Annotated in this window: 11 protein-coding genes; 9 read left to right on the top strand and 2 right to left on the bottom strand. The window is 38.5% G+C overall.

What is annotated here, in order from left to right:
- Entirely contained in the window at positions 1-3,084 is a 3,084-nt protein-coding gene (fdnG, locus tag AC6H0J_RS08425; RefSeq protein ID WP_151238350.1) for a formate dehydrogenase-N subunit alpha, read from the bottom strand.
- Positions 3,085-3,359: 275 nt separating this feature from the next.
- On the opposite strand from fdnG, the gene fdhD reads away from it, so the two are divergent.
- Positions 3,360-4,172, top strand: coding sequence for a formate dehydrogenase accessory sulfurtransferase FdhD (fdhD, locus tag AC6H0J_RS08420; RefSeq protein ID WP_118817412.1), 813 nt, complete (start codon positions 3,360-3,362; stop codon positions 4,170-4,172).
- Between the two features lie 37 nt (positions 4,173-4,209).
- On the opposite strand, the gene AC6H0J_RS08415 is transcribed toward fdhD, so the two are convergent.
- Entirely contained in the window at positions 4,210-4,443 is a 234-nt protein-coding gene (locus tag AC6H0J_RS08415) for a zinc ribbon domain-containing protein (RefSeq protein ID WP_118817413.1), read from the bottom strand.
- A gap of 198 nt (positions 4,444-4,641) precedes the next feature.
- On the opposite strand from AC6H0J_RS08415, the gene AC6H0J_RS08410 reads away from it, so the two are divergent.
- The 8 genes from AC6H0J_RS08410 to mraY all read left to right on the top strand — a co-directional run bounded on the left by AC6H0J_RS08410 (position 4,642) and on the right by mraY (position 14,000).
- Positions 4,642-6,228 (top strand): carbon starvation CstA family protein, encoded by a 1,587-nt coding sequence (locus tag AC6H0J_RS08410; RefSeq protein ID WP_118817414.1) that lies wholly within the window; start codon positions 4,642-4,644, stop codon positions 6,226-6,228.
- Positions 6,229-6,431: 203 nt separating this feature from the next.
- On the top strand, positions 6,432-6,887 hold the full coding sequence (gene mraZ / locus AC6H0J_RS08405; protein WP_005628276.1) for a division/cell wall cluster transcriptional repressor MraZ: 456 nt from the start codon (positions 6,432-6,434) through the stop codon (positions 6,885-6,887).
- A 37-nt stretch (positions 6,888-6,924) separates the two neighbouring features.
- Positions 6,925-7,890 (top strand): 16S rRNA (cytosine(1402)-N(4))-methyltransferase RsmH, encoded by a 966-nt coding sequence (gene rsmH, locus AC6H0J_RS08400; protein ID WP_046953569.1) that lies wholly within the window; start codon positions 6,925-6,927, stop codon positions 7,888-7,890.
- A gap of 2 nt (positions 7,891-7,892) precedes the next feature.
- Entirely contained in the window at positions 7,893-8,216 is a 324-nt protein-coding gene (gene ftsL / locus AC6H0J_RS08395) for a cell division protein FtsL (RefSeq protein ID WP_046953570.1), read from the top strand.
- Between the two features lie 12 nt (positions 8,217-8,228).
- Positions 8,229-10,061 (top strand): penicillin-binding transpeptidase domain-containing protein, encoded by a 1,833-nt coding sequence (locus AC6H0J_RS08390; RefSeq protein ID WP_118817415.1) that lies wholly within the window; start codon positions 8,229-8,231, stop codon positions 10,059-10,061.
- Between the two features lie 9 nt (positions 10,062-10,070).
- Positions 10,071-11,537, top strand: a complete 1,467-nt coding sequence (gene murE, locus AC6H0J_RS08385) for a UDP-N-acetylmuramoyl-L-alanyl-D-glutamate--2,6-diaminopimelate ligase (protein ID WP_046953572.1) — start codon at positions 10,071-10,073, stop codon at positions 11,535-11,537.
- A gap of 13 nt (positions 11,538-11,550) precedes the next feature.
- A complete protein-coding gene (gene murF, locus AC6H0J_RS08380; RefSeq protein WP_046953573.1) occupies positions 11,551-12,924 on the top strand; it encodes a UDP-N-acetylmuramoyl-tripeptide--D-alanyl-D-alanine ligase in 1,374 nt (457 codons plus the stop codon).
- Positions 12,918-14,000 (top strand): phospho-N-acetylmuramoyl-pentapeptide-transferase, encoded by a 1,083-nt coding sequence (gene mraY, locus AC6H0J_RS08375; protein ID WP_005628287.1) that lies wholly within the window; start codon positions 12,918-12,920, stop codon positions 13,998-14,000. The genes murF and mraY overlap by 7 nt, the downstream gene beginning before the upstream one ends.
- Positions 14,001-14,041: the final 41 nt, after the last annotated feature.

Here is a 14,041-nt window from a genome sequence, read left to right as displayed (position 1 = left end):
TTATGCCTCCGCCTTTTCTACGTTCACCAAGAAAGTTTTATATTCTGGTGTTTGTGTAATTGATTCACCCCAAGATGGTGTTAAGGTATTTGCTGAGAAACCACGGTTACCTTTACCATTTAAGGATTTCATATTCCAGTGAATTGGAATACCAATATGGTGAACTGTGCGTCCATCGATTTCTAAATCTTTCAAACGTTTAGTCACAACGGCAACCGCTTTGATGTAACCACGTCTTGAAGTGACTTTTACCATATCACCTTTTTGGATGCCTTTTTCTGCAGCTAATTTCTCGCCAATTTCCACAAACTGTTGTGGTTGAGCGATGATGTTTAGAGCAGATTGAGCTGTCCAACTGTGGAAGTGTTCAGTTAAACGATAAGTTGTAGCCACAAATGGATACTCTTTATTTGAGCCAATAAACTCACGGTCTTCCTTATAGATACGGATAGTTGGATCCGTTACTACGTTTGGATGAAGTGGGTTCGTATCAATTGGGCTTTCAATCGGTTCAAAGTGTTCTGGTACCGGACCATTATTGATTTTATCAACCGCAAATAGACGACCAACACCTTCCGCAGACATAATAAATGGACCTGCATCTGAACCTGGTGGTTGCGCGCCGTAGTCAGCAATGTCATACCAGTTCCAGTTTTTACCATTCCATTTAATTAATTGGCGGTGTTTGTCCCATGGATTACCGTTGATATCTAATGATGCGCGATTGTAAAGAACACGACGGTTCGCAGGCCATGAGAAGCCCCAACCTACAGTACAACCTAATCCTGAAGGGTCAGAATTATCACGATTTGCCATTTGGTTACCTTTTTCTGTCCATTGACCAACATAGAGCCAGTTTCCAGATGTGGTAGTACCGTCATCTCTTAAGTGAGCAAATCCATTTAATAATTGACCTTTCTTATAGATGAGATTGTTATTCGCATCATAAAGATCCTCAAGTGCATAACCATTAAGCTCTTTGGCTAGTTCAACTGAGGTTGGTGAATGTGGTTGAGCATAATTCCAGGTCATCGCTTCAAAGGATTCAATACCTCGACCACCTTCTTTTTTATAAAGGTCGTGCATTTCTTCACGAATCATGGAAAGAATTTCAACATCAGGCATCGCTTCGCCAGGTTGATCACAACCTTTCCAGTGCCATTGTGCCCAACGACCTGAGTTGGCAATAGAACCATCTTCTTCTGCGAAACAGGTTGTTGGTAAACGGAATACCTCGGTTTGAATTTCTGCTGGATTTACATTGTTAGATTCACCAAAGTTTTTCCAGAACTCAGAACTTTCAGTTTGTAATGGATCAAGCACAACTAAGAATTTTAATTTACTCATACCCGCAACAGTTTTGTTTTTGTTCGGTAAAGAGTTTAATACGTTGAAACCTTGTAAAATCCAGCCGTTTAATTCACCATCATGCATCATTTTTACATGTGTGATAGGGTCATAAACACGGTCAACTTTAGGGATGAAGTCAAAGCCCCAGCCATTTTCTTTTGTAGCTTTATCTCCGTAGAAGGTTTTCATCATACTTACGAAGAATTTTGAGGTATTACGATAATAGTTGACTTGATTAGGCACGATATCTTTCGGCGTAATCGCATTCATATATTGTTCGTAAGAGGTTTCTTTTTCGTTTGGTAAACGCATATAGCCTGGCAACATTGTTGGTAGTAGACCCATATCAGTTGTACCTTGAACGTTCGAGTGTCCACGAAGTGCATTAATACCGCCACCAGGCATACCAATATTACCTAAAAGTAATTGGATCATCGCCATAGAACGAATATTTTGTGTACCGATTGTGTGCTCTGTAAAACCTAATGCATATAAGTGCGTCATTGTTTTATTTGGCGCAGAAGTTTTACCGATTTCTTCACAAATTTGTAAGAACACTTTTTGTTTTACGCCAGTAACGCGTTCAACCATTTCTGGAGTATAACGAGAAACGTGATCTTTTAAGATATTAATGACACAACGAGGGTGTTGTAATGTCATATCACGTTTTGCATTGCCGTTTTCATCAAATTGGTAATTCCAAGTTGATTTATCGTAATTGCGTTTTTCTTCGTTAAAGCCAGAGAATAAACCGTCTTCAAACTTATAGCCTTCATTAATTAAGAAGGAAGCATTGGTATAGTGTTTAACGTATTCGTGTTGAATCTGATTAGTTTCCAATAGGTAACGGATTACGCCCATTAAGAACGCAATATCAGAACCAGAACGAATTGGGGCGTGAAGATCAGCAACTGATGCAGTACGGTTAAAGCGAGGATCAACTACGATGATTTTCGCACCGTTTTTCTTCGCTTCAATTGCCCAACGGAAACCGACAGGGTGAGCCTCAGCAGGGTTACCACCTTGAACAAGAATAAGGTTTGCGTTTTTGATATCAACCCAGTTATTTGTCATGGCACCGCGACCAAATGATGGAGCAAGACTTGCTACCGTTGGTCCGTGTCAAGTATTAGCTTGGTTACATACTGGCAACATCCCTAACATTCGAATCCATTTATGGGTGAGTAACGCGGCTTCATTACTGATAGCGGATGCGGTCATAATCCCTGTGGTGGTCCAACGGTTTACAGTATTACCTGCAGCATTTTTTTCAACGAAGTTGGCATCACGGTCATCTTTCATTAAACGGGCAATACGCTTAATAGCATCATGCCAAGAAATGCGTTCCCATTTATTAGAGCCTGGTGCGCGATATTCAGGATATAAACAGCGGCTTTCGCTATTTACGTAATCAAGGGCGCCAGCACCTTTAGGACAGAGTGCACCACGGCTAACCGGATGATCAGGATCGCCCTCGAGATGGAATAATTTTGAACGAGTATTGGTGCCAGTGTGGCCGCTTAACGTATCGTAAGGTTTGCCTGTGCTATAAAGCAACATACCACAGCTTACGGAACAATATGTACAAGTGTTACGAGATTCAAATGCGCGTAATAATTTGTATTCACGCGGTGCAGCTAACGCACTTGCTGGAGCAAAACCCAACATCGCAGCCGATGTTCCCGCCATACCACCTGCACAGACCTTAAAGAATTTTCTTCTTGAGATCTGCATAATCACTCCTTTCAACAACAAGTTGTTGAGATGTTTAGATAGTAATAAATTCGTCTAGTGTAACTAGATAATTTGGTTGATTTCGTTAAAATAACGTTACTCAACATCGCAAATTGGTTCAAAAACAAGCCAATTTATGGGCGCCTAGAATAACGATTTTTTAACGATAAATCTATAATCAAATGGCATTATAACGTATAAATATTATGATCTAGATCATAAATTTATAAAAATATTAACATTTTTTTTACATTTTAGTAATGGGTAGGTAAAGAATGGATTGGCTGATTAAACAAACGATTAACTTTTTTAAAAGAAATAAAAGTATAGAAAATTCAACCGCACTTTTACAATCAAAAGAAGATTTTCTAGCTGTCGAAACGCCAGTTTCATTAGTTTATAACGGTATTTCTCATACGGTTATGATGTGTTCTCCGAAAGATTTAGAGGTGTTTGCTTTGGGGTTTTCTCTCACTGAAGGAATTATTGAAAAACCTTCGGATATTTACGGTATTGATGTTGTGGAAGTTTGCAATGGTATTGAAGTGCAAATTGAACTGTCTAGCCGAAAATTTGTGGCATTAAAAGAGCATCGTCGTACTCTAACTGGGCGTACTGGGTGTGGTATTTGTGGCACGGAGCAGCTTAATCAAGTATATAAAAATTTTCCAAAATTAGGCCGCGCTTTTAAGTTTGATTTGAATTTACTAGATGGTTGTTTGTCAGAACTTCATAAAAATCAACGATTAGGTCAGCAAACAGGTTCGACTCATGCTTGTGGTTTTTTTGATTTAGAAGGCAATATGCTTGCTATTTTTGAAGATGTGGGGCGTCATGTTTCACTTGATAAATTACTTGGCTGGCATGCAAAATCAGGCAGGCCTAATGGAATTATTGTTGCTTCGAGTCGTGCAAGTTATGAAATGGTTCAAAAAACTATTTCTTGTGGGGTGGAAATGTTAGTGACAATTTCTGGGGCAACTGATCTTGCTGTGAAAATGGCTGAAGCACATAATTTGACTTTGATTGGTTTTGCAAGAGAAGGTAAAGGGAATATCTATAGTGGATATGAACGAATTAATAGTTGATATCTGAAGTAACTTTATATACATACGAGATATTTTTCTATTTATTTGTAATCCAACTAGCTAGCGCGATAAAAATAGCAAAGATGCAAAACCAAATTATGTGAAGTTTTGTACTTTTCCGATTGATTTCAGCATTATGCTGTCGACGTGTTTCTAATTGTTGTTTATAAATTTCTAAATCTGCTTGTTTGAACGAAAAACCACAATTAGGGCAGTTTTCTGCATTTTCACTAATCTTTTTTCTGCATTCAGGGCATCGAGTTAAGGCCATCTTTATCTCTATAATTATAAAATTACTTATTTATTAGTATTCTAATAGAATTCTTCGGTTTTACAAATGTGATGCAAGTCACAAATCCATAAAATTTCTTAAATTCAATTTTTGATTTTAAATAATTTGAAATAGAATACCGCAGCTTGTTTAGGGCATCTACTAAATACTTTCTTTTATCTTTTGAGGAGCCTTTCTATGTTATGGTTTTTCTTTTGTGTAGCCATTTTGATTCTTGGTTACTTTGTTTATGGAAAAATTATCGAAAAAATATTTGTGATTAATCCACAACGTCAGACCCCTGCTTACCGGGTAAATGATGGCGTGGATTATATGCCAATGTCAAAAACCAAAATTTGGTTAATTCAATTATTAAACATTGCTGGAACTGGTCCTATTTTTGGTCCAATTCTTGGTGCGTTATACGGACCAGTGGCAATGCTTTGGATTGTAATCGGTTGTATTTTTGCCGGTGCAGTACATGACTATTTCTGTGGTATGTTGAGTATCCGTCATGGTGGTGCAACGATGCCTCATTTAGCTGGTAAATTCTTAGGTCGCCCTGTAAAAGTATTTATTAACACATTAGCACTTATACTTTTATTATTAGTAGGTGTTGTGTTTGTATCAAGCCCAGCTCAATTAATGGGTACGATTACTATGGACTTATTGGGCGCATCTCAAGGTGCATTACAATTAGGTGATGCTGAGGCTGTTCATCATGCAGTTGAAGCGGGTGGTATCAAAGTATGGGGAATGGATAAAGCAACTGTTGTTGCAATTTGGACGATTATTATTTTTGCTTACTATATTCTTGCGACTTTATTGCCAATCGATAAAATTATTGGTCGAATCTATCCGCTCTTTGGCGCATTGTTGCTATTTATGTCTGTGGGTATGGTGTATGGCTTAGTTTCTGCACACTTTAGTGCTGTGGACCCTATTGAGTTCTTCCGTACTATCAATGCAGATGGTCAAGGTTTAACTTTAGAGAAATTCACGCAAAACTTCCAAGTGAAGGGTGATGTTCCAATTTGGCCATTATTGTTCTTAACTATTTCTTGTGGTGCATTATCTGGTTTCCATGCAACTCAAACTCCTTTAATGGCGCGTTGTGCTGAAAATGAAAAAGAAGGTCGTTTTATCTTTTACGGTGCAATGATTGCTGAAGGTGTAATCGCGTTAATCTGGTGTATGGTTGGTCTTGCATTCTATGAAAACCCACAAGCATTACAAGATGCAATTGCAGCAGGTTCACCATCTAAAGTTGTATATGACAGTTCATTACACTTCTTAGGTTTTATCGGTGGTATTTTTGCAGTGTTAGGAGTTGTGGTTTTACCTATTACTTCTGGCGATACCGCATTCCGTGCAGCTCGTTTACAATTAGCGGAAATTTTCCATATCGACCAACGTTCATTACCTAAACGTTTATTAATTGCTGTACCACTATTCGTATTGGGCTATTTTGTGTCAACCATTGATTTTAGCGTGTTATGGCGTTATTTCACTTGGGCAAACCAAATGACAGCAATGGTAATGTTATGGACTGCAGCTGCGTACTTATATCGCTACCATAAATTCCACTGGGTTGCGTCTATTCCGGCTTGGTTTATTACAACAGTATGTGCAACGTACTTGTTCTACAATAAAATCGGTTTTGGTTTAGATTATCAACTTTCAGTTTATCTTGGTTTTGCAACAACAATTGTTTGTATCGTGTTATTCTTCGCTATGCTTAAGCCATTAGGTGAGCGTGATGAAGAAGCGTATGTGAATAATTAATCAAGATAATTTGGTTGAAAAAAGCCGTTTGAGATATTGTCTCAAACGGCTTTTTATTTTGATAAAAAATAGGGTTATTTCAGGGATAATCGCTTGCAACTTAAACAAACAAATTATAAACTTACGTAGATGTGGAGAAAAGTGGTGTTTTGTGGAGATTTTTAGAAAAATTTCTCAAAATAAGTTTAATTTGAAGGCGTAATATGTTTCGTGGTGCAACAGCGGTTAATTTAGATTCTAAGGGACGTGTAGCGATCCCAACCCGCTATCGCTCTGAAATTCTTGAAAAGAACCAAGGGCAAATGGTTTGTACTGTAGATATTCGCCAACCTTGCCTTTTACTTTATCCCCTTGATGAATGGGAAAAAATCGAACAAAAACTTCTCGCACTTTCTAACTTTGATCCTACCCAACGCCGTTTGCAACGAGTAATGCTTGGTCACGCCACTGAATGTGAGATGGATGCTCAGGGCCGTATTTTGCTTAGTGGACCATTACGTCAACATGCAAAATTAGAAAAAGGTTTAATGTTGGTGGGACAACTTAATAAATTTGAAATTTGGAGTGCTGTAGAATGGCATGCCCAAATTGAAGAAGATATGGAAATTGGTTCAAGTGCAGACTTTGCGTCTGAGGCTTTGAAAGATTTCTCATTATAGAAAATGATTCACCGTTTTTTACTTTTATATTGTATTTATGGATACCAAAAATTCCTTTTCTTCACCTGAACATATCACAGTTTTACTTCATGAAGCCGTGAATGGCTTGGCATTGAAGGAAAATGGAATTTATATTGACGGTACTTTTGGCCGTGGTGGTCATTCTCGCTTAATCCTTTCTAAATTATCCCCAAATGGTCGTCTCATTAGCGTTGACCGCGATCCTAGAGCCATTGCTGAAGCTCAAAAAATTCAAGATTCACGTTTTCAGATTGAACACAACAGCTTTTCCCATATTCCTGAAATTTGTGAAAAATTAAATTTGGTTGGCAAAATTGACGGCATTTTGCTTGATCTTGGTGTGTCTTCCCCTCAACTTGACGAAGCTGAACGTGGATTTAGTTTTATGAAAGATGGCCCGCTTGATATGCGTATGGACACGACTCAAGGTTTATCAGCAGAAGAATGGTTAAAACAAGTATCGGTTGAGGATTTAACTTGGGTTTTGAAAACTTTTGGCGAAGAGCGTTTTGCTAAACGTATTGCCACTGCCATTGTTGATTACAACAAAAGTGCGGCTAAAAATGGCACAGAATTTTTATCGCGAACTAGTCAATTAGCTGAGCTCATTTCACAAGCGGTACCTTTCAAAGATAAACATAAACATCCAGCTACTCGTAGTTTCCAAGCTATTCGTATTTTCATCAATGCAGAATTAGATGAATTGGAAAGTGTACTCAATTCTGCTTTAGACATGCTAGCGCCAGAAGGGCGTTTATCAATTATTAGTTTCCATTCTTTAGAAGATAGAATGGTGAAACATTTTATGAAAAAACAAAGTAAAGGCGAGGATATCCCTAAAGGTTTGCCATTGCGAGAAGACCAAATTCAACGTAATCAAAAATTAAAAACTATTGGTAAAGCAATTCAACCAAGTGATGCAGAAATTCAAGCAAATCCTCGTTCAAGAAGTGCGGTATTGCGTGTGGCGGAGAGAATTTAGTGATGTCTGAAAATAATAAACCTCGTTATCCGTTACAGCAGATTTTGGTTGAAGATCTATTTTCTTCAAATAAATTAATTGTGTTGTTATTGGTTGCAATTTTGATTTCATCAATGAGCGTGATTTGGGTAACTCATCAGGCACGTCGATTAATTTCTGAAAATGGTCAATTGATTTTACAGCGCCAAGCGCTTGAAAGTGAATATCGAAATTTGCAAGTGCAAGAAGCAACAGAAGGAGACAGTACTAGAGTGGAATCTATTGCTGTTGGAACCTTAAAAATGAAAACAATATCCCCAGAACAAGAAGTTGAAATTAGAGAATAATAGGTAGAAAAGATGGTTAAGTTCAATTCTTCTCGTAAATCAGGTAAAGCAAAAAAAACAATTAGAAAATTGGCCGCACCTGAAGCCGTAAAACATAACAAACCGAAAATTGTGTTTGAAAAATGTTTTATGCGTGTTCGTTATTGGGTTTCTGCTTTTTTTATTTTGGCCGGTTTATGTGCTTTAGTCGCTCGTGCGGCTTATGTGCAGTCTGTTGATTCGAGTACCTTATCTGGAGAGGCTGATAAACGTTCTTTGCGTAAGGATGAAGTGTTATCTGTTCGTGGTTCAATTTTAGATCGTAATGGTCAGCTTTTATCTGTAAGTGTACCGATGAATGCTGTGGTTGCAGATCCGAAAACCATGTTAAAAGAAAATGCACTTGCTGATAAAGAAAGGGTTACTGCGTTGGCACAAGAATTGGGTATGAGCGAAAATGATTTGGTGAAAAAAATCGAGAAGAATTCTAAATCTGGTTATTTGTATTTGGCCCGTCAAGTAGAATCTAACAAGGCAGATTATATTCGTAAACTTAAGATTAAAGGTATTAATTTAGAAACTGAGCATCGTCGTTTTTATCCTCGCGTAGAAGAAGCTGCGCATGTGGTGGGTTATACCGATATTGATGGAAACGGTATTGAGGGCATTGAGAAAAGCTTTAATTCCATGCTTGTGGGTAAAGATGGTTCACGTACTGTCCGTAAAGATAAACGCGGAAACATCGTTGAACATATTGCGGATGAGAAAAAATATGATGCGCAAGATGTCACCTTAAGTATCGATGAAAAATTACAATCCATGGTATATCGTGAGATTAAAAAGGCGGTGTCTGATAATAATGCCGAGTCTGGTACTGCGGTGTTAGTTGATGTTAGAACTGGTGAAGTGTTGGCTATGGCTACTGCACCATCTTACAATCCAAACAACCGTGTCGGTGTGAAATCTGAGTTAATGCGTAACCGTGCAATCACCGATACGTTTGAGCCAGGTTCTACTGTAAAACCTTTCGTAGTTTTAACAGCACTTCAACGTGGAGTAGTGCGCCGTGATGAAATCATCAACACGGGATCATTCACAGTGAGTGGTAAAGAAATTGTGGACGTTGCACCTCGTGCACAACAAACTTTAGATGAGATTTTAATTAATTCTAGTAACCGTGGTGTGAGTCGCCTTGCATTGCGTATGCCGCCTAGTGCATTGATGGAAACTTATCAAAATGCAGGTTTAAGTAAACCGACAGATTTAGGCTTGATTGGTGAACAAGTTGGGATTTTGAACGCAAACCGTAAACGCTGGGCAGATATTGAACGTGCAACAGTTGCTTATGGTTATGGTATTACTGCGACACCTTTACAAATCGCTAGAGCATATGCAACCCTTGGTAGTTTTGGCGTTTATCGCCCTCTGTCGATCACTAAAGTCGATCCGCCAGTCATTGGAAAACGCGTTTTCTCTGAAAAAATAACTAAAGATATAGTAGGGATTTTAGAGAAAGTAGCAATTAAAAATAAACGCGCAATGGTGGAAGGCTACCGTGTTGGCGTGAAAACAGGTACAGCACGTAAGATTGAAAATGGACATTATGTAAATAAATATGTTGCATTTACTGCGGGTATTGCACCGATTAGTGACCCTCGTTATGCATTGGTGATTTTGATTAATGATCCAAAAGCTGGTGAATATTATGGTGGTGCAGTTTCTGCGCCAGTATTCTCTAGCATTATGGGTTATGCTTTGCGTGCAAATGCTATTCCACAAGATGCTGAACCTGTTGAAAAAACAGCAACTAAAAGCGCAAAACGTATCGTATATGTTGGTGATCACAAGAATCAAAAAGTGAATTAAGGAAAAATTATGAAAAAACTCACCGCACTTTTTAATTTGCCTGAATTAAAGGATGATATAGAACTCCATGATATGGTGTTGGATAGCCGTAAAGTTAAAGCTGGCGATCTTCTTGTGGCGATAAAAGGGCATCAAGTCGATGGAAATCAATTTATTGATTCGGCTATTCATTCTGGTGCGAGTGCGGTGGTTTCTGAGACAGAATTATCTAGCGAGCATTTAACTGTAGCGTTTATCGGGAATGTGCCAGTAGTTAAGTTTTATCAACTTGCACGTCATCTTTCGTCTTTGGCGGATATTTTCTATGATTCGCCTTCAAAAAAATTAACGCTTGTTGGTGTCACGGGGACAAATGGCAAAACCACTATTTCTCAATTATTAGCACAATGGGCGGAATTATTAGGCCATCGTGCGGCTGTCATGGGAACCATTGGTAATGGCCTTTTAGGTCAAGTTGTAGAAGCTAAAAATACAACGGGCTCAGCAGTGGAAATTCAATCATCACTTTTCAGTTTTAAGCAAGCTGGCGCAGATTTTGCCTCTATTGAAGTTTCATCGCATGGTTTGGCACAACATCGTGTTGAGGCGCTGCGTTTTAAAGCAGGGATTTTTACGAACTTAACGCGTGATCATTTAGATTATCACCAGACCATGGAAAATTATGCTTCCGCTAAAAAACGCTTGTTCACAGAATTAGATACGCAAATTAAAGTGATTAACGCTGATGATGAGATTGGATGCCAATGGTTAAGTGAATTGCCCAATGCTATTGCGGTAAGTACGAGCGCTGATTTCCAATTAAACTTACATCAATGGATGAAGGCAACAGATATCCACTATCATGCTAAAGGCGCAGATATTACTTTTGAATCTAGCTGGGGTAATGGTGTATTGCATAGTCCATTAATCGGTGCTTTCAATGTAAGCAATTTGTTATTAGTGATGACCACGTTATTATCATTTGGTTATCCATTAGAAAATTTACTCGCTACGGCGAAATCTTTGAAAGGAGTATGTGGAAGAATGGAAATGATTCAATATCCAAATAAACCAACAGTTATTGTAGATTATGCGCATACACCTGACGCACTAGAAAAAGCCTTGATGGCAGCGCGTGAACATTGCCAAGGTGAGTTATGGTGTATTTTTGGCTGTGGTGGAGACCGTGATAGAGGTAAACGTCCATTAATGGCACAAGTTGCAGAGCAGTTTGCTGAAAAGGTTATCGTGACAAAAGATAATCCTAGAACAGAATCACAAAGCCAAATTGAATCAGATATTGTCGCTGGCTTTAAAAATATGGATAAAGTCGGCATTATTCCTGATCGAGAACAGGCCATTCAATTTGCGATTGAAAGTGCGGTTGAAAGTGATGTGATTTTAATTGCTGGCAAAGGTCATGAAAATTATCAGATTATTGGCACTGAAATTGTACATTTTTCCGACCAAGAAATTGCCCATGATTTTTTAAAATAATAACAATTAAATTATGATTAAACTCTCTACTGAACAATTAGCACAGATTCTTCAAGCTAAATTAATTGGCGATAAAAATGTGCAAGTTGAAGAAATTAATACAGATACTCGAAAAAGAGTATCAAATAGTTTATTTTTTGCGTTGAAAGGTGAAAAGTTTGATGCTCACCAATATCTTGAACAAGCGGTAGCACAAGGTGCGGTAGCCGTGGTTGTTCAGCAAGAAAATTCATCCATTTCTGTTCCACAACTTGTGGTTAAGGATACTCGAATTGCTTTAGGCGAACTTGCAAAATGGTTACGCGAGAAAATTAATCCGCGTACTGTCGCGATGACAGGGTCTTCTGGTAAAACCACGGTAAAAGAAATGACGGCGAGTATTTTGCAACATACAGCTTGTGATTCAGAAGCGGTACTTTTTACCAATGGCAATTTTAATAACGATATTGGTGTGCCCTTAACCCTTCTTCGCTTAACAGAAAAACATCGTTTCGCTGTGATCGAACTTGGTGCAAATCATCAAGGTGAAATTGATTACACCACAAAATTAGCTCAACCTGATGCTGCATTGATTAATAATATTGCGCCGGCGCATTTAGAGGGCTTTGGTTCTTTAGAGGGCGTAGCACAAGCTAAAGGTGAGATTTATCGCGGTTTAACATTGAATGGTGTAGCGATTATTAACGCAGAACATAATCATTTAAATGTTTGGCAAAAAGAAATCGGTGAACATGAAATTCAATATTTCAACGGTAAAGATTATTCCGCAAAAAATATTCATCATACTGCTCAAGGTTCCACTTTTACACTTATTTCCCCACAAGGTGAAATTGAGATTAACTTGCCTTATCTGGGGGAACATAATGTAAAAAATGCCTTGGCTGCTACCGCACTTGCAATGAATGTCGGTGCCACTCTTACAGATGTAAAAGCTGGATTAGAACAACGTTCACAAGTGAAAGGGCGTTTATTCCCCATTCAAGTCACGCCTAATTTATTGCTGTTAGATGATACTTATAATGCGAATAAAGATTCTCTATGTGCTGCGATTGATGTTTTAAAAGGTTATGATGCTTTCCGTATTTTGTGTGTCGGTGATATGAAAGAGTTGGGCGAAAACTCTCTCACTATTCATCGTGAAGTAGGACAACATGCCAACTCGGCAAATTTAGATTTAGTTTGTTCTTATGGCAATGAAAGTGCGGTTATTTCTGAGGCTGTTTCGGGTAAGCATTTTACTGATAAGGTGGAAATGGTTGATTTTCTTGTGCCATTGATTGAAACTCAATTACAACAAAATAACAAAGTCGTGGTGCTAGGAAAAGGCTCGCGCTCAATGAAAATGGAAGATGTAATCTATTCATTAAAGGATAAAATTAAATGTTAGTCTGGCTTGCTGAATATCTTGTTCGTTATGAAACCGCGTTTAATGCGATTTCTTATATTACGGTCCGTGCAATTCTTGCATTATTAACCGCACTTTTTATCTCACTTTGGATTGGCCCAAAAGTGATCAAACGTTTACAGATCTTAAAATTTGGCCAAGAAGTGCGAAATGATGGTCCTGAAAGTCACTTTGCCAAAAAAGGCACCCCCACTATGGGCGGTGTGATGATTTTATTCTCTATTGGCGTAAGTACGTTATTATGGGCAAATCTCGCGAATCCTTATATCTGGGTTTGCTTATTTGTATTATTTGGATACGGTGCAATTGGTTTTGTGGATGATTTCCGCAAAATTACTCGTAAAAATACAGATGGTTTAATTGCTCGTTGGAAATATTTTTGGATGTCTGTTGTGGCATTAGTGGCAATCCTTTGGCTTTATTGGCTTGGCCACAACACCGATGCCACCCGTTTAGTGATTCCATTCTTTAAAGACATTATGCCTCAATTAGGTTTGTTTTATATCGTATTGTCTTACTTTGTGATTGTTGGAACGGGTAATGCGGTGAATTTAACAGATGGTTTGGATGGATTAGCGATTATGCCAACAGCGCTTGTTGCAGGCGCGTTTGCGTTAATTGCATGGGCGACGGGTAACGTGAATTTCGCAGAATACTTGCACATCCCATACATTAAATATAGTTCTGAGGTGGTTGTATTTTGTACCGCCATCGTTGGTGCAGGGTTAGGATTCTTGTGGTTCAATACTTATCCCGCGCAAGTCTTTATGGGTGATGTAGGTTCTCTTGCATTAGGTGGCGCACTTGGTGTCGTGGCGATTCTAGTTCGTCAGGAATTTTTACTTGTGATAATGGGCGGGGTATTTGTTGTTGAAGCGCTCTCTGTTATTTTGCAAGTAGGGTCTTATAAGTTACGTAAACAACGCATTTTTAGAATGGCACCGATTCACCACCATTTTGAATTGAAGGGATGGCCAGAGCCAAGAGTGATTATTCGGTTTTGGATTATTTCCTTAATGTTGGTATTGATGGGATTGGTCACCTTGAAGTTGCGTTAATAAATATAGCTAGGTTCGCTCTTTCAGTTTTTGAAAGGGCG

This window comes from Haemophilus sp. THUN1691 (assembly GCF_059704425.1).
Note: the sequence above shows the minus strand (reverse complement) of the source record. Positions and strands in the feature narration are given on the sequence as shown.

Excerpts from the sequence above, each read along its gene's own strand:
- mraY (WP_005628287.1), top strand. The coding sequence starts at position 12,918 with ATGTTAGTCTGGCTTGCTGAATATCTTGTTCGTTATGAAACCGCGTTT.
- AC6H0J_RS08415 (WP_118817413.1), bottom strand. The coding sequence starts at position 4,443 with ATGGCCTTAACTCGATGCCCTGAATGCAGAAAAAAGATTAGTGAAAAT.
- ftsL (WP_046953570.1), top strand. The coding sequence starts at position 7,893 with ATGTCTGAAAATAATAAACCTCGTTATCCGTTACAGCAGATTTTGGTT.
- mraZ (WP_005628276.1), top strand. The coding sequence starts at position 6,432 with ATGTTTCGTGGTGCAACAGCGGTTAATTTAGATTCTAAGGGACGTGTA.
- AC6H0J_RS08390 (WP_118817415.1), top strand. The coding sequence starts at position 8,229 with ATGGTTAAGTTCAATTCTTCTCGTAAATCAGGTAAAGCAAAAAAAACA.
- AC6H0J_RS08410 (WP_118817414.1), top strand. The coding sequence starts at position 4,642 with ATGTTATGGTTTTTCTTTTGTGTAGCCATTTTGATTCTTGGTTACTTT.
- rsmH (WP_046953569.1), top strand. The coding sequence starts at position 6,925 with ATGGATACCAAAAATTCCTTTTCTTCACCTGAACATATCACAGTTTTA.
- fdhD (WP_118817412.1), top strand. The coding sequence starts at position 3,360 with ATGGATTGGCTGATTAAACAAACGATTAACTTTTTTAAAAGAAATAAA.
- murE (WP_046953572.1), top strand. The coding sequence starts at position 10,071 with ATGAAAAAACTCACCGCACTTTTTAATTTGCCTGAATTAAAGGATGAT.
- murF (WP_046953573.1), top strand. The coding sequence starts at position 11,551 with ATGATTAAACTCTCTACTGAACAATTAGCACAGATTCTTCAAGCTAAA.